15 protein-coding genes and 1 pseudogene are annotated in these 15,707 nt (G+C 57.0%); 4 read left to right on the top strand and 12 right to left on the bottom strand.

Going from position 1 to position 15,707, the window contains the following annotated elements; all coding sequences use genetic code 11:
* The 3 genes and pseudogenes from VJ956_RS07195 to VJ956_RS07185 form a co-directional block, all read right to left on the bottom strand.
* Window positions 1-246 (bottom strand): annotated as a pseudogene (locus VJ956_RS07195) (sodium:solute symporter); the annotation flags it as partial.
* 419 nt (window positions 247-665) lie between these two features.
* Window positions 666-1,628: a radical SAM protein gene (locus tag VJ956_RS07190; protein WP_324083225.1), complete on the bottom strand. Its 963-nt coding sequence runs from the start codon at window positions 1,626-1,628 to the stop codon at window positions 666-668.
* Between the two features lie 108 nt (window positions 1,629-1,736).
* Window positions 1,737-3,926: an FAD-dependent oxidoreductase gene (locus VJ956_RS07185; RefSeq protein WP_324083223.1), complete on the bottom strand. Its 2,190-nt coding sequence runs from the start codon at window positions 3,924-3,926 to the stop codon at window positions 1,737-1,739.
* Between the two features lie 220 nt (window positions 3,927-4,146).
* Here VJ956_RS07185 and VJ956_RS07180 point away from each other — a divergent pair, with 220 nt between their 5' ends.
* Window positions 4,147-4,767: an RNA polymerase sigma factor gene (locus tag VJ956_RS07180; protein WP_324083220.1), complete on the top strand. Its 621-nt coding sequence runs from the start codon at window positions 4,147-4,149 to the stop codon at window positions 4,765-4,767.
* Window positions 4,761-5,000: a zf-HC2 domain-containing protein gene (locus VJ956_RS07175; RefSeq protein ID WP_324083218.1), complete on the top strand. Its 240-nt coding sequence runs from the start codon at window positions 4,761-4,763 to the stop codon at window positions 4,998-5,000. The genes VJ956_RS07180 and VJ956_RS07175 overlap by 7 nt, the downstream gene beginning before the upstream one ends.
* Here the strand turns inward: VJ956_RS07175 and VJ956_RS07170 are convergent.
* From VJ956_RS07170 to VJ956_RS07140, 7 genes are all read right to left on the bottom strand, one after another.
* On the bottom strand, window positions 4,980-5,924 hold the full coding sequence (locus VJ956_RS07170; protein WP_324083216.1) for a DUF3179 domain-containing protein: 945 nt from the start codon (window positions 5,922-5,924) through the stop codon (window positions 4,980-4,982). The genes VJ956_RS07175 and VJ956_RS07170 overlap by 21 nt on opposite strands.
* Before the next feature lie 97 nt (window positions 5,925-6,021).
* Window positions 6,022-6,843, bottom strand: a complete 822-nt coding sequence (locus VJ956_RS07165; protein ID WP_324083215.1) for a peroxidase-related enzyme — start codon at window positions 6,841-6,843, stop codon at window positions 6,022-6,024.
* A complete protein-coding gene (locus VJ956_RS07160; protein ID WP_324083214.1) occupies window positions 6,837-7,448 on the bottom strand; it encodes an RNA polymerase sigma factor in 612 nt (203 codons plus the stop codon). The genes VJ956_RS07165 and VJ956_RS07160 overlap by 7 nt, the downstream gene beginning before the upstream one ends.
* Window positions 7,449-7,631: 183 nt before the next feature.
* Window positions 7,632-8,309, bottom strand: coding sequence for a hypothetical protein (locus VJ956_RS07155; RefSeq protein ID WP_324083213.1), 678 nt, complete (start codon window positions 8,307-8,309; stop codon window positions 7,632-7,634).
* A 34-nt stretch (window positions 8,310-8,343) separates the two neighbouring features.
* Window positions 8,344-9,009: a DinB family protein gene (locus VJ956_RS07150; RefSeq protein ID WP_324083212.1), complete on the bottom strand. Its 666-nt coding sequence runs from the start codon at window positions 9,007-9,009 to the stop codon at window positions 8,344-8,346.
* Window positions 8,981-9,268, bottom strand: a complete 288-nt coding sequence (locus VJ956_RS07145) for a hypothetical protein (protein WP_324083211.1) — start codon at window positions 9,266-9,268, stop codon at window positions 8,981-8,983. Before VJ956_RS07145 ends, VJ956_RS07150 begins: the two co-directional genes overlap by 29 nt.
* Window positions 9,269-9,350: 82 nt before the next feature.
* A complete protein-coding gene (locus tag VJ956_RS07140; RefSeq protein ID WP_324083210.1) occupies window positions 9,351-11,711 on the bottom strand; it encodes an amylase in 2,361 nt (786 codons plus the stop codon).
* Window positions 11,712-11,948: 237 nt separating this feature from the next.
* On the opposite strand from VJ956_RS07140, the gene VJ956_RS07135 reads away from it, so the two are divergent.
* Both VJ956_RS07135 and VJ956_RS07130 read left to right on the top strand, forming a co-directional pair.
* Window positions 11,949-13,535, top strand: coding sequence for an FMN-binding glutamate synthase family protein (locus tag VJ956_RS07135; protein ID WP_324083209.1), 1,587 nt, complete (start codon window positions 11,949-11,951; stop codon window positions 13,533-13,535).
* A gap of 18 nt (window positions 13,536-13,553) precedes the next feature.
* A complete protein-coding gene (locus tag VJ956_RS07130) occupies window positions 13,554-14,222 on the top strand; it encodes a TVP38/TMEM64 family protein (RefSeq protein WP_324083208.1) in 669 nt (222 codons plus the stop codon).
* Window positions 14,223-14,345: 123 nt separating this feature from the next.
* Here the strand turns inward: VJ956_RS07130 and VJ956_RS07125 are convergent, their stop codons facing one another.
* Both VJ956_RS07125 and VJ956_RS07120 read right to left on the bottom strand, forming a co-directional pair.
* Entirely contained in the window at window positions 14,346-14,654 is a 309-nt protein-coding gene (locus VJ956_RS07125; protein ID WP_324083207.1) for a hypothetical protein, read from the bottom strand.
* A gap of 65 nt (window positions 14,655-14,719) precedes the next feature.
* On the bottom strand, window positions 14,720-15,151 hold the full coding sequence (locus VJ956_RS07120) for an SRPBCC family protein (RefSeq protein ID WP_324083206.1): 432 nt from the start codon (window positions 15,149-15,151) through the stop codon (window positions 14,720-14,722).
* Window positions 15,152-15,707 lie beyond the last annotated feature (556 nt).

The raw sequence follows: 15,707 nt of genomic DNA, 5'->3' as shown, positions 1-15,707 counted from the left end.
GGCATAGGCAAGGCCACCGGTCACACCATAGGCCGCGCCCAGATTGGCGGCATTGGTCACCGACTTGGCAAAGATCCAGCTGATAAAGATACTGGCCGTCAGTGACCACTGCCCCACCGGGTTACCCTGGTCATCCGCCCCCTTGTAGAACGAATTGGCGTTCCTGCTCTTCGGCGACAGCACATACATCACCACGCCATAGACCACCAGGAATCCCCAGAACAGGGAGGCTTCTGTGAAAGTCATTTTGTTCTTTGTCCTCGTTCTTTGGTTGTCCGGGGATTTCTCCGGGGTTTCCGGAGTGGGAGTTATCGGGGCCGGTGGATAGGGGGTTCAGAAAAACGCCCGTAAACCCTTCCATGGGGGGCTCGATCGCGCCATCCATGGCGCTCAACGTTTTCTGAACCCCCTATCCACCGGTCCCTTGTTCAAATTCAGTTTTGCGATCCCCGACGGCTCAGGAAAACCGACCAGACAAAATTTACCTTTCCCAATCCTACGAATAGCAATGGCTGCCCGCGGTCTGGGGGTGGGGTTTTATTTCCGCCGGGAACAAAGGTGTCTGAGCGCAGCGAGTTCTTTTTCCCAAGGAAATAAAACCTCACCCCCAGGCCGCCAATGACCAGCAACCAGTCTTAAAACCCGAAGCTACCCCTGGCTAAAAATCAACCGGGCGCCGAACAACTCGCCCCGAACCGATAACAGGCAAAGCACCGGTGATGGCGCAACATAATCCGCTCATCCATGCTTTCCGCCAGCGTCCCGCCGAGATCGTACTGCGGGTCGTCGTCCACCAGCGTGCAGGCAAACACCCGAACCTCGTCGTTCTTCTTCACCAGCATCCGCGTGTAGGTACACATGAAATGGGATCGCGCTTCTTTGGTGGGGTACTTTTCCATGCAGGTTTCGGTAATTTCCGGGCTGCCGTCTTCGGAACCGGGCGTACCCAGGTCCGGGAATGCGGTGAAGGCCAGCGTTTCGGGAATGCCCCAGTCACGAAAAATCTCACGGAATGCCGCCTCGGCGTTGGCCGGAATCTCGTCTTCGTCGGTCTGGCGGGCAATCGAGACTTCGAAGCCCATATCCACCAGCCAGCGAATTCCCTCCAGCGCCTTGTCGAAACTGCCTTCGCCACGATCGACGTCGTGCCTTGCCTGGTCCGGAAAGTCCAGGCTGACCCGGAAGTGAATCGGGTGGGGATTATTCAGCAGCGGTAACACCTGATGCCTGCGCTTCAACAGCGGATCGGTGGCATTGGTGAGCACAAAGCAGGGCCGGTGCCGGCTGGCGTAGTCCAGAATATTCACGAAATCACGAATCACGAACGGCTCGCCGCCGGTAAAGGAGAACTGCTCCACGCCCATATCCAGCGCTTCGTGGATAAACGGCTTCACATCACTGAGCTTCATGCCGGGAATACGGCCGTCGCCCGGGTGTGAGCCCTCCAGACAGAAGGGGCATGCCAGGTTGCAGGCGGTACCGGTGTGAATCCACAGCTCTTTGAGCCTGTCCGAGTCAATATAGCCGCGCGGGTCGCCGTTGCGGGTGTGAGTCCAGCTGTCGCGGGCCCTGGGTTCCAGCACTTCCACTGCGGGAATGCGTTTCTCGGCGGTTTGGGTCTGGGGCATAGCTGCTCCGTGTTGGCGGTGAATCAATCTGGGTCTGGTCTGCAAACAGAGTTCCCGTAAGGACAACCAAAGGGCGCGAATGTTTCAGCGCCCGGAATATTTCTAACTTTACGTTGTGAATTCCTGTCCGGCCTTGTCGCCGCTGTGCTTGCCACGACGCCAGCCGTGCAGCTTCTCCAGCAGTCTGAGAACGCCCTCGGGCGCATGCTCACGCTTCCACTCGCCGGCGGCATATTTGGCCGATTCATTCCAGGTCGGGTAGGGGTGAATGGTACCCAGAATCTTGTTCAGGCCCAGGCCGTGCTTCATGGCCAGGGTAAATTCGGCCAGGATTTCCCCGCCGTGCATACCCACCACCACGGCACCCAGGATCTTGTCCTTGCCCGGCGGCGTCAGCACCTTGATAAAGCCGTAGGCCTCACTTTCGGCAATGGCGCGGTCCAGGTCGTCCAGACCGTAGCGGGTGACCTCGTAGGCAATTCCCTGCTCTTTGGCTTCGGCTTCACTCAGCCCCACCCGTGCCACTTCCGGCGAGGTAAAGGTGACCCAGGGCATCACCCGGTAATCCACCCTGAAGCGTTTGAACTGACCGAACAACCCATTCACCGCGGCAAACCAGGCCTGGTGCGCCGCTGCGTGGGTGAACTGGTAGGGGCCGGCCACATCGCCACAGGCAAATACGTTGGGGAAGCGCATACTCATGTCTTCCTCCACCGGCACGGTGCCATTGGGCAGGGTCTCCACACCGATCCTGTCCAGCCCGAGGCCGTCAGTGCGGGCAGCACGGCCGACCGCCACAAGCACCTGATCGAACGGAATTCTGACGCGCTCGCCGTTGCAATCGCAGTAAGCCACTTTTTCGCCGTCCTCGATGGCAAATTCTTTGGCGGCGTGGCCCAGTCGCACGTCAATACCGTCTTGCTCAAACTGGTTCTTGATCAGTTCAGACACATCGGTGTCTTCCTTTGCCAGCAACCGGTCGCCCATTTCCACCTGAATGACCTGGCTGCCCAGGCGCTGGAACGCATGGGCCAGCTCCGAGCCGATGGGTCCGCCACCAAGCACCAGGAGGCGCTCCGGCTGGGTCTCCAGAGACCACAGGTTATCCGACGTCAGCGGCTCCATGTCCGCCAGCCCGGGAATCGGGGGGACTGCCGGCTTGCCACCGGTGGCCACCACAATGCTGCGTGCGGTCAGCCGCTCGGTGCGGCCGTCGTTGTGGACCACTTCCAGTTCCCAGGGCGAAACGAAACTGGCCGTACCTGCGATGCATTCAACACCCAGTTTCTCGAAACGCTCTGGTGAGTCATGGGGCTCCACTTCAGCGATGACATTTTTAACGCGGTCCATGATGTTTTTGAAAGAGCCTTTTACCGGTACCGACTCCAGGCCGTAACGGCTGGCGTGGCGGAGGGTATCCGCCGCTTTTGCGCTGCGAATAAGGGCTTTGGATGGCACGCAGCCGGTATTCAGGCAATCACCGCCCATTTTGTCCTTCTCGATCAACGCCACCTTTGCCTTGACCGCCGCCGCAATGTAGGCCGAAACGAGTCCGGCCGAGCCGCCACCAATCACCAGCAGGTTGTAGTCGAAGGAATCCGGTTTGTGCCAGCCTTTATAAACCCGCTTTTTGCGGATAAAACCGACAATGACCTTGGCAATCAGCGGGAAAATGCCCAGCAGCGCGAAGGAGAGCAGAATATTCGCCGACACAATATCGCTGGTGGATTCAATGGTAGACAGCTGGGTGCCCGCGTTCACGTACACAAACGTGCCCGGCAACATGGCCACCCAGCTGACCAGCGCATAGGTTCTGAGCTTCATGGCCGTGAGGCCCATGGCCAGGTTGATCAGGAAAAACGGAAAAACCGGGACCAGGCGAAGGGTCGCAAGGTAGAAAGCGCCGTCTTTCCTGATGCCCCGGTCCATTTTTGCCACGGTTTGGGCGTACCGGTTACGCAGGGTGTCCCGCATCAGGAACCGGGCCACCAGGAAAGCCAATGAAGCGCCGATAGTTGATGCCACAGACACTGCAAGAAGGCCATAGATATTGCCGAAAAAAGCACCACCGGCAAGCGTCATAATCGCGGCCCCCGGCAGCGAGAGCGCGGTAACCACCACATAGATACCGGCAAAACCGAGAACCGCCACCAACAGATTCTGACTGATCCACTGCGCAATGGATGCCTGGTGCTTTTGCAGGTTTTCCAGGGTCAGTACCTCGTGTCCCCCAAAGGCAATAAAAAGTGCAACCACCACACCAATAGCGACGAGCAAAACAAGCTTTTTCCGGTTCATAACTAGATCCACTGGTTAAAAATTAAAACGGCTCGCACAGAAAGACACGGGTATGGGCTGGATGTTACATCTTTCTCCGTCTAGAATTTTTTGAACGATTACTCATAAAGCAGGGAACTATCCCCCCCAGACCAGGACATACCATCGTTCAGAGGCTTTTCGATGTCCAATAACATCTTGCTAACAAACTTCTAACTCAGCTGTCCCGGGGGTATACGGAATGGAAACCGCAGCGCACCACACAGATGAAGATCTCCTGATCCAGGGCCTGAAATCCGGAAAGGATACGGATTTTCAAAGGGCTGTGCGTCTCTATACACCCGGTATGATGGCCGTCGCCAGATTCTACCTTGATAATGCCTCAGCCGAGGAAGCGGTCCAGGACTGCTGGGTGACGGTGATCGACGCCATCCAAAAATTCGAAGGGCGCTCAGGTCTGAAAACCTGGCTGCACCGGATCGTGGCCAACCGCGCCAAAAACCACCTCAGAAAGCACAAACGGGAAGTCAGCGCCGATTTTTCCGAAACCCTGGACCCCGAACTAGCCGACCGTTTTGCCCCGAACGGCCGGTGGGCGACACCCCCCAGCCTGAAATTCAACGACTCTGCCGAAGCATTGATGGAAAATGGCGCGTTGAGCGATTGCCTTGATCAACACCTTTCACACTTGCCGGAGGCACAGCGATCAGCGCTGATGCTCTACGAAGCCCATCAGCATAAATCCGATGATGTGTGTAACATTCTTGACGTCAGCGCCTCTAATCTGAGGGTGCTTTTACACCGGGCACGGCAGAAAATTTTTCTGATGGTAGAAACCTTCCAGGAGACAGGCGAATGTTGATGTGCCGGGATCTGGCCCGTATCGCCAGTGATTACATTGATGGCGAACTGGGCCCGATGGACAAGGTGTCGGTGAAGATGCATCTGCTGATGTGCGGCCACTGCCGGACCTTTATCGGTAACCTGCGCGAAAGTATAGACCTGATGAAGGCCCATTCCAGTCAACAGGTCGATGAGGAACTGATACAGAAAATTGATGAGCGGGTGGCGGAATCACTCCGCCTTAAAGATTAACGTGTCCGGATGAAAAGTGTACCAGGCAAACCAGAAAGCCCGTGTGCCCGGCAGTAGTTCACCTGCTTCATCCCGCAATTCCGCCGAAGGCACCTCCGGATCATAGTGGACAGTCACCGGCTTTCCACCAATCTGGTCCTCCAGCACCCGATCATCATGGTCTGCCAGTTCCGGAAATGGCCAGGCTTTGCTCTCGCCGTTATGGGTCCAGCCCAGCACCCAGGTTTTGGAGTGGTATTCCCGGCTGGTGCTGGATACCGGGAAGTACAGCCGTTCCGAGTGGTCGTAGTCGCCGTAGGGTGACTGCCGGTAATTGCGCCGGAAGCCGGTATCGGTAGACAGCACCTGACCACCGCTACCTGCCCGTTCCCGCCAGTTTTGCCACAGTTCGTGACGGACGGCGACCGGTTCCAGCTCTGTGCCCGCCAGCGGGCCCGCAATCGCCCGCCCCTCAATCTGTGACCAGAGCGATTCCGTCTGATGGTCATACATCAGCAAATCACTGTTATAGAGCAGACCTGAAACACCGAACGTCAGGTGTCGGTCATCTACCTGTGGATCAAACGCCATGCCGGTGCCACACAACGGACAGAACGAAATAAGCACGGGTTGACCAGCGGATTCGTGGTTAACGATCTCATGCCAGTTCAGGATGCCGATTGGAAACGCGTAGTGGTTCTGGCCCTGATCGTAAGTCATCATCAGGTCGCCCTTCTGCCAGGGCAATGAGTCAGACGCCGGTTCAAACTTCGGCTCATCAATTGAGGGAATCCCGTCCCGGGGCGGCCCGCCACTGAGAATCTCATCCACCGGAATCAGGGCATTGCTGAGGTCAAAGCCGTTTTTTTCCTGCGCCGCTGCAGGTTGGGCGGCCAGCCAGAGCAAACCGGACAATACCAGGACGTAACGAATGAAAAGACTCATGGGTTCTCCTCCACAAAACGCTGCCCGGGCAATCTGCTCCGGCTGCATCAATCGACTGAACATGCTGTTACCGGAGTATCGGATATGCGTTGAGGAATCAACACACATCCGATTCAAGGGGAATTCGCATGACATCGAGGAACTTGTTCCACGATGAATAGAGCTCCATGACACTCATGGCCTCAATAATCTCGGCGTCTGAGGCACCCTCGGCACGCACCCGGGCAAGCAGCAAATCCGCCGGTCTGTGTGGATCAAGGTTTGCCTGTCGAGCAAGGGCCAGAAGCGCCTTTTCGCGGTCACTGAAGCGAGTATTCTCCGGGTCAGATACAAGCATCTCTATTTCTGCGCAGGAAAAGCCGGAAGAAAGTAAAGCAGCCCGATGGTGGTGTACACAATAATCGCAATGATTGTCCGAGGAGACCACAACGACGATTGCACTTTTGAAGGACTCATCCAGAATACCCCCGTACAGGAGAGACTTCTCCCGGGCCCAGTTGTATTCCAGCACATCCGGCTGGTGGGCATAGGCACGGAACAGGTTGGGCACAAAGCCCTCTTTTTCCCGGATATCATCAAAGATACGTCGAACACGTTCATCAACGGGGTCATCCACGCCCGCGATCAACGGTTCGTTAGAGGCCTCTGCTCCAGGTTCCAGAGGGTCTGTCATGGACTTGTCTTTTTGCAGATGCGCCGAAACGCTGGACCGAAGACGGTTCAGGAAATCGGGATCAGGCCTGGCCGCCGCTCCAGCCTGCTCGTAGACCAACTCATTGGCCTCTCGCAACCCGGATAGAAACTCAGCGCAGTGTGAGCAGCGCGCAAGATGAATGCGCATGCCGAGTCTCTGCAAAAACGGCAATTCATCCTCCAGATAATCCGAGGCCAATGATGTCGCTTGTTTGCAGCTCAGCATTCCCCGGTCTCCCTCAGACGTTCCACCATCAGCAACAGTCTCTGCCGCGCCCGGTGTATCATTACCCTGACGTTGCCCGCAGATACCGACAGCACCGACGCCACTTCCTCTTTCGACATACTGGACTGCTGGGTCAGCATCAACGCTGCGCTTTGATCACCCGGCATATCACCAAGGTGTTTTTGCAGGCAGTCGTCCAGGATACGCCCTTCCAGCTGCTCGACAGGCGAGCTCGCCTCGAAACCATGAAACGGGTTACGCCAGCGGCCATCGGGCGAAAACCGGGATTCCAGATCTGATTCCAGCGCACTGAAGTCATCCTGAGGCGATTCACGCTTGTGTTTACGCAAATGGTTTCTCGCCTTGTTGGCGGTAATACGACAAAGCCACGATTTGAGACTGGAACGGGACTCAAAACCATCAATCGCATGCATTACAGACACCCAGGCATCCTGAACAACGTCTTCTGCCGATGCTTTATCGAGCATGGCTCTGGCAGTCGCAAGCATGATCCCGGTGTAATGCTCCACTGCGTAATGATAAGCCGCTTCATCTCGACTCCTGAGGGCGCTTACCAGCGACTCTTCGGACCTTTCGTGGAGCATGGACTCGACTCTTTGTGGCAAAAGTGGGTGGTACCTGGCTTTCGCAACAAATGGTTACAATCCTGTTATCAAATATCAACTCCTGCTTGGGGAAAAACCGTTTGATCCCGGGCGCCTCAAAAAAAGGTGGGATTTTGTTCCCACCCACAGAACGCCTAAGCAATCAGTTCACAATGCCCACGCTCACTGTTTGTCGATGTACTCCTGCTGGACTTCATTCATATATTCGGTCAAAGCAGCCAGATCCCGGGAACCCCACTCAAGGGGCTCGGCAGCCATCGGGGCTACCATGCAGATCTGCACCATTTCATCCATGTGCACCACATCCATGCCGAAATCACGTTTGCCCATGGCAACATAGTGTGGGTAGTCATTCTTGAAAGTTTCGTTATAGCCTGTATCGCCGGCATGACAGGTAGCACATGAAAGACCATTAGGTGAAAGGCTGGTGTCATTGAACAATTCCTGGCCACGAGCTTTCAGGTCTGCGAGGTTACCCTGATAGGGCGAGTATCCTTCAGGCCGACGGACGGCCTGCTTTGCGCTGGCCGATACGGCTTCCCCTTCTCCTTCAGCTTCTCCCTCTGCTTCTCCTTCAGCTTCTCCCTCTGCTTCTCCCTCTGCTTCTCCCTCTGCCTCTCCTTCAGCTTCTGCTTCGCCCTCTGCACGACCTTCAGCTTCACCTTCAGCCGAACCTTCTGCTTCGCCCTGTGCAGCCTCGGCAGAGGGAATCAGGCTGAATCCGGGCCCGGAACCCGTGCTGTAACCTGCTACTGCCACCACGGTCATCACCGGCACGGAGACCATCAGATTCCGGGACAACTTGCGCAGGAGTTCTCTTCGGTTGTTGTTTGTATTCATTTCATCACTCTCCCATTGGTTTTCGAATCGACACTCAGGCGCTTTCCGCCAGCCCTGATGCCTGCTTCTCCAGATAGCGCAGCGTCGAGGGATGAACCCCGAAGTCCGCACTGACCTCCACGCCTGCCTGTTCCGCAAGCATCCCGATGAGCGCCATGTGATGGACGGTATGGCTCGCCAGAAACACGAGCTCACGATCCACACTGGTGGCTACCTTTTTTGGCTGACCATCACTGTTGTGACGCATCAAAAGCGCATTGGAACATTGGGCTTCAAAGCGCCGGCGTAACGTCTGTGAGATCTCCGCCAGCCGGTTCCGGCCAGCCCGCCGGTCCGTTTCCAGGGCCAGGTCGCGGTCGCGGTTTTCATAATCAAGCAGGCGATCGCCCGAAGCCGTGACCCACAAAAGCGAACTGTAATGATCGATAATGTGGCGGACGTGCTTGCCAATCACGTGCTGTTTCCGGCTGCCAAAACATTGCCGGTAGAGGTTTTCAGGTAGCTCATCCAACAGGCCGACAAGCTGACCAATGGCATGGACGTTTTCTTCAACAAGGCCATGTGATGTCATAGCGTTCATCCGTTTTCCGTTGATCCTCAGAAAGTCGCCCGAAGCGCGCCAGGGCGTCATGTGGACACAAGCAATGCCCATGTCCACACCCGCCTGGTGCTCAGGCTTCGGCGGCTCCTTCTGCTTCACCTTCGCCCTCTCCCTCACCTTCTCCCTCGGCTTCGCCTTCTCCCTCTGCTTCGCCTTCGGCCTCACCTTCACTCCTGGCTTCGCCTTCCGCCTCTGCCTCGCCGGCGGCAAGCATCATGTAACCGGCCTCGGCCGTCACTTCGGCCGCCGCGACGTTGAACGCCGAGGCGCCCATGACTACCGCGACCATCGGGCCGGTATAGGCCATCCCTCGCGTGAGCTTTTTCAGCAGTTTCTGCTTCTGTACATCTCTGGACATGATCTGTCCTCCTTGGTTTTTGCCATGATTGCCGGACGGATCGCCCGGCCTTTCCAAATCCGCAGCCGTGGAAAATCTGGGTTCAACGGCTGCCGGATACTGCCTGCAATGAGGTAATCGAAGAGCCTTCGGACAGGGTCGCGACCGCAGCTTCCAGCTCGTTCATATCCACCCGATATCGATCGCGGCTTTCCAGCCAGTTCGATAGCCGAGTGAAACCACTCGCATCCAGCGGTATTCCGTCTTCGGAACAACAGCTGCCGATAAGGTGTCTGAGTGCCTCATTCACCCCGATGGGCTCGATACCGCCAGGCTCCGCAATCGACCCGTCAGAAGGAACGAGCACGGCCGCCACAGAGCGTAATTTGCTATCGCTGGCCGACGAGGCTGGCGTGAACACGTTTTCACCCGACCCTTCAGCCAACAATGACTGTATCGGCAGCCCCAGGCTCTCAACGCCATGATCACTGCCTGCCGGCAAAAGTGCGCCACGGCCACAACCGGCCTGCGAACGGGATGAAAGTACCTGGGTCATTGCATCACGCGCGCCCGGTTCGGAACTGCAGATGAGGAAGGCCTGCCCGGAACATTCGGGAATAGCAACCAGCCCTGCATCCATGGCAATGTCCTGGTTTCCGGCCGCATGCATGGCCAGGCAGGCTGTCAGTGCCGGCACAACGCCGGACATTGGCAGCCGCGATCGGACCACCTGGCCATCCAGAATCAATGTGAATCCCGGCGTATCCCGCACGATTTCGAGCCGGGATACGGAATCTGCACCCGTCGGGTCGACGCCGGCCATGGGCTGAAGCAGTGCTTCAATCCGGTGAATCAGCGGGGCACTGTCAGTAAAGAGTCTGGTGCGGAAGCGGCCACAGGTCAGCACCATGGAAAGGGAGGCCGTCCTGAAGGACTGCTGCGGTGCAGCAGCCTTGCGCGCGCCCGGCTCAGCCTCGGACTGAATCAGAAATCGGTTATTGACCCAGTCCCCGAGGGTGTTCCAGACATCGTTGCGAATAGCCCAGGCATCAGGACTGGTTGGCATACTCTGGCTGGCAGAATCCAGCAACGCCGTGGCGATATCGTCGGGGCCAGCCCCCTCGGTTGCCATCAACCAGATCAGCGACGCGGTTTCGTTCAGACTGCTGAGGTGGCCCAGGCGGGTGTCGTAAAGGTAGACCTGGTCTTCAGTGAGCGTGTCCTCCGCAATCCAGCGTTCCAGCCGCGGCTGTTGCAGGGGCCGGTCAGACAATGCCTGGGCTACCACCCAGTCAGACAGTCGCGGCAGCGCCATGAAAGCCAGATAGGCTGACGGGTCCTTGCCGGGAATCAGGCAGCGGAAGCCACCGCTGCCGGCCATTTCGGCCTGGGTCTCGCGAACCACCTGTTCCGCCATGGAGCCGGCCGTGTCATCTGCGGCTTTGTGGTTGAGGCCAAGCATCTCGACCATATCGCCCACCAGGGCGCCCTTGATACCTTCCTCAATGCCACCACCACTCTCCGGGCCGGCGCAGACTTCCAGCGAGGGACTGAGGTTACATTCCAGCACCCAGGGCTTGAGGTCGGCATCGATCAGGCAGTCAATGCCCATCAGCTCATAACAGCCACGGGTATCGGCACCCACCACCCGGGAACGCTCGCGCATGGGTTCCAGCGCTGACAGGCAGGTCAGGGCCACCATGTCTTCGATTCTGGCAAACAGGGCGTCATCGTCATGACCCTGTTCACGAAGCCAGGTCCGATAGCGCTCGAAATCCACAAACTCGACCGGGACTTCCGCCTCCAGGTTCAGGGCATTCACATCGGGGTTGGTGAGGTAACTGTATGGGTTATCGGCGTTTTCCTCGTCATAGGGTGCCGAAGCCAGTTTCGCGAAGCCCTGATGGTACAGATAGACCCGGAAAGGTGAGATGGAAGACACCAGCACATAAAGCCGTAGTACGTATTTCCTGCCATGCATGGTGTGGGGGTTCTCAAGATACTCCTGCACCATCCAGGAGGCTTCCATGGGCACCTCGGCTGGATCCTTTACCAGCTGGATCCCCTTGCCCCGGGCCGAATTCTTGGGCTTGAGCAACCATCGTTTGCCCGGCTGTTCCAGTGCGGCCTGCTGAAAGGCGTGATAATCCTCGGGCATGGAAAACACCCTGGGAACAAAGGCCAGGCGATCAGTCAGGTGCTGGCTGTCTCTCTGCTGGTGCTCAAGACGATCCTTGAGGTCCATCAGGCTGCGGTACAGGCGACTTTTTACCGTCAGCGCGTTGTTACCGGGAATATGATTGATCTTTCTGTCCGGCCCTACCTGACTGAAATACTCCGGATCCGGCATGCCCGTATACCAGCAGGCGTCCCATTTTTCCGGGCTGTCTGCCTTCTGCCAAAGGGATTTATCGAGGTGTTCCTCAAAAAACCGATCCTGCTCATAGGACCGGTTGCCGCCCATCCAGTATTTCCGGAAATGTTGCCGAGAGTCGCGCCGAGTCATCCTGTTGTGTTCCCCGTTCCGGTGAATCCACCGCCGAATCATTCAAAACAATGATTTATGACGTCTCAGGTATACCGACACATGAGATTTACAACTGTTACACCCGCGCAAAGAATTTTTTGCCCCTGTAACAAAATGCTCGGTTGGCGTGTCCTTCCAAGACCATAAAACGCGTCTTCCAACCGGGACTGTCCTATGGCCTTCCGACATGCCTTTATTTTCAGCGCACTGGCTTTTCTCGCGGTAATGACTGGTATCACCGTCCAGTGGCCAGCCACCGCCTGGCTCTGGTCGATAGCGGGTCCGATCCTGGCACTGGGCGCTTACGACCTGTTACAGCGCCGACACACGCTTCTGCGGATCTATCCGGTCATCGGCCACTTCCGATACCTGTTCGAATCCGTGCGACGTGAACTTCAGCAGTATTTCGTGGAATCCGACCTGGATGGTCGACCTATCAACCGGGAATTTCGCAGCCTGATCTACCAGAGAGCAAAAAAGGACAACGACACCCGGGCCTTCGGTACTATTTTCGACGTTTACAGGGATGGCTATGAATGGCTGAACCAGTCCCTGGCGCCGAAGGCCTGCCGGAATGCCAATCTGAGGGTTCAGTTTGGCAAGGGCAGGTGTTCACAACCCTACGATGCCGCGCCCCTGAACATTTCTGCCATGAGTTACGGCGCCCTGAGCCGCAATGCGATCATGGCACTCAACCGTGGCGCGAAACTTGGCAACTTCGCTCATAACACGGGCGAAGGTGGCATCAGTGAATGGCATCTGCGCCATGAGGGCGACCTGATCTGGCAGATTGGCACCGGTTATTTCGGATGCCGGGACCAGGAAGGCCGCTTCGATCCGCGATTATTTGCCTGCGAAGCCGCCCGCGACCAGGTCAAGATGATTGAGATAAAGCTTTCCCAGGGCGCCAAACCCGGACACGGGGGGGTCCTGCCGGCATCAAAGCTGACGAAGGAAATCGCCCGCATCCGTATGGTGCCAATGGGCGAGGATGTGCTGTCTCCACCCGGTCATTCAGCCTTCTCGAACCCGACTGAGCTGCTGGTATTTGTCCGCAAACTCAGGGCACTGTCCGGGGGCAAACCAGTCGGGTTCAAACTGTGCCCGGGCAACCGGCAGGAGTTTCTGGGCATTTGCAAGGCCATGACCGAAACCGGCCTGCTGCCGGACTTCATAACCATTGACGGCGGCGAGGGCGGCACGGGTGCTGCGCCGGTGGAACTGACCAACTCGGTGGGGATGCCGCTGCGCGACGGCCTTCAGTTTGTCCATAATGCGCTCAAAGGTATCGGGGTTCGCGACCAGATCCGGCTGATCGCTTCTGGCAAGGTCTTCTCGGCCTTTCATATGTTGCGGCTAATGACGCTGGGGGCGGATACTCTCAACTCTGCGCGGGGAATGATGCTGGCACTTGGGTGCATACAATCCAGAAGCTGCAATACCGACCGGTGCCCGACTGGCGTAGCTACTACCAATCCTGCACGTTACCAACAGCTGGATGTCACTGATAAAGGCGTGCGCGTGGCAAATTATCAGCACTCAACCGTTGATGCTCTGGCAGAATTGGTGGGAATTCTGGGACTGGATAAGCTTGAGGACCTGCGGCCACGGCACCTGAACCGACGCGTAAGTCAATACAAGGTCATGAACTATGCCCAACTCTACCCCGAACTTGAAACCGGCTGCCTGCTGCGGCGGAACTGTGCTCCGGAAGACTGGGCAGAAGACTGGCAGCTTGCGCAGTCAGACCGCTGGCAGTAACACCACCAGGGCTCATTGATGGCTCTCAGAATCGCGATACTGTCCCTGGTGACTGCCGCACTTGCTGCCGCCTGGTGGTTACTGCAGACGCTGGGCATGCCGGCCAACCTGTCGCCCGGCGCCCTGTCTGCGTGGCTTGGCAGTCAGGGGGCGACGGGCCCGGTTCTGCTGATGCTGCTGATGGTAATCGCCGTCGTTGTCGGCCCCATTCCCACCTTGCCTGTCAGCGCAACCGCCGGCCTGGCCTTCGGCGTTGTTACCGGCACAGTGATTGCGGCGACCGGCGCGCTCATTGGTGCCATGGTGGCGTTCTGGATCGCCCGCTGCCTGGGGCGTGAAATCATCTGCCGGAAGTTTCCGGATAATCCGGTGCTGGCCAGGGATGGCTCACAGCAGTTTCTGACGATGATGATACTGCTGACCCGGCTGATACCGGTTTTCTCCTTCGCGCTGATCAGCTATGGCGCCGGGGTTACGGCCATTAGCGCATGGCGGTTTGCCCTGGCCACCTTCGTTGGCATGCTCCCGATGACGCTGGTTTTTGCCGGCCTCGGCAATACTCTGCAGCTGCATCCCTTGCTGACCGTTGGCGCGGGCGTGGCTATCCTGCTGGTCATGGCCTGGCTGCCGTGGTTGCTCAGTAACCACCCGGAATCAAGTCTGGCGCAATGGCTGAAAATACGCTGACAACAAACCAGTGCCGGTGTTTGAGAGGGCGGATGCCATGCCCTGGTTTGCCCGGGCTATTGCCAGTAACCGGACCCACGCACCCCGCAGAACCCTCCACCCCACTCTGGCCAGAGTGCGCGGCTACAGTTTGTGATGGTTCGATCGGTGCCCGGTTAGCCAGGCGCCATTGATCGCCGCCCCGACCCCGAATACGAATCCGCCCAGAGGAATCGACCAGTGAAAAGGGTAAACCGCCAGAAAAGAATAGTCGTGATAGTGAATCAGGGGTGTGAACAGATAGATCCAGAACCCGGCCATGAGAATGGGCGTCAGGCGCAAGCGCCGACCTATGATCCAGTCGCTGACGCCACGAACCATGCAGAGGCCGGTCACCTGAGCGGTGTAGCCAATCACCGCTGCTATGGTCAACGCGATTACAACTGAGAACATAAGTAGCCTGCTCGCCCATTCTGAAGATCAGGAAACGCGAGCAGGGCAAATGTTACTCGAGCCGTTTAATGCTCCAGCGTCTTCTTGAGCTGGCCCAGAAGCCCGGCATAGATGCCATGGCAGAACTCAGCGGCTTCCTCATCCTTGCCGGTCCAGTGCGAGTACCATTCCACGAAGGTGCCTTCCTCGCTTTCTGTTACCGGACGGACCCGGATATGTCCCTCGTAATTGCTGACTTCGCCGGCAGAAACCGGAGAGGGGCCATCATCGATGCTGTAAGTGAGTTCGCGGTTATCGTCATCGAGAGCATGCAGGGTCTCGTAAAAGGCTTCATTCAGGACGCGCTTTGCCCCTGGTTGGTCGCCTTTCCTGTCTCCAACCGCCTTAACGTTGGCAACAATGTCAGGCGCCCAGCTCATGTCGTGAAAGTTTCTAAGCTTCTCCCAAACCTTGTCTGCTGATGCCTTGACCACAATTGATTGATAGGTTTTACCCATGGTGGTTCTCCTCGGCCTTCTGCGTATGTGGAATGTCTGTCTTGTGGTCCTCTCTACACCAGATGATTCATCTTCGCAATCAGCGCACGGTTGAGATCATGGCTCTTGAAACCATATTCTGGCCGTGCGCTTACATTGGAAAGCGGACTTTATACCGCGACGAGATGAGTCAGTGAGGGGAATCTGAACCGAGGTAGGCTCACTCATAGGCTTGGAGTGGCAAAGACACCAGTATAAATCCATGGTTTTAAACAAAAGCGAACATTGGCAAGCCATCCGTAAAGATGCACGTTTCTATTGGATACCGGCCTGGAATATTGGCATCTGCCTGAGGCCAAAAAAGATGTTGGTGGCTATCTGATGGCTACTACAACCGGCAAAGACCTCATAGGTTCAACGGTGGCATTTCTCCTGTTGCAGCAGAGGAAAACCTTAAAATACTGTCCGGGATTAGTTGACCACTACAATACCCCATATGGGTGATGCCGACATTCCGCCGCTATGCAAAGCTTCCTTAGGTGTTCGGGTAAAACAAACATGAGAAAGGATTAAAACA

The sequence above is a fragment of the Marinobacter sp. genome (assembly GCF_035268745.1).
In the GTDB taxonomy this organism is placed as follows: Bacteria; Pseudomonadota; Gammaproteobacteria; order Pseudomonadales; family Oleiphilaceae; genus Marinobacter.
The sequence above is the reverse complement of the archived record's forward strand: the minus strand, read 5'-3'. Positions and strand labels throughout refer to the sequence as shown.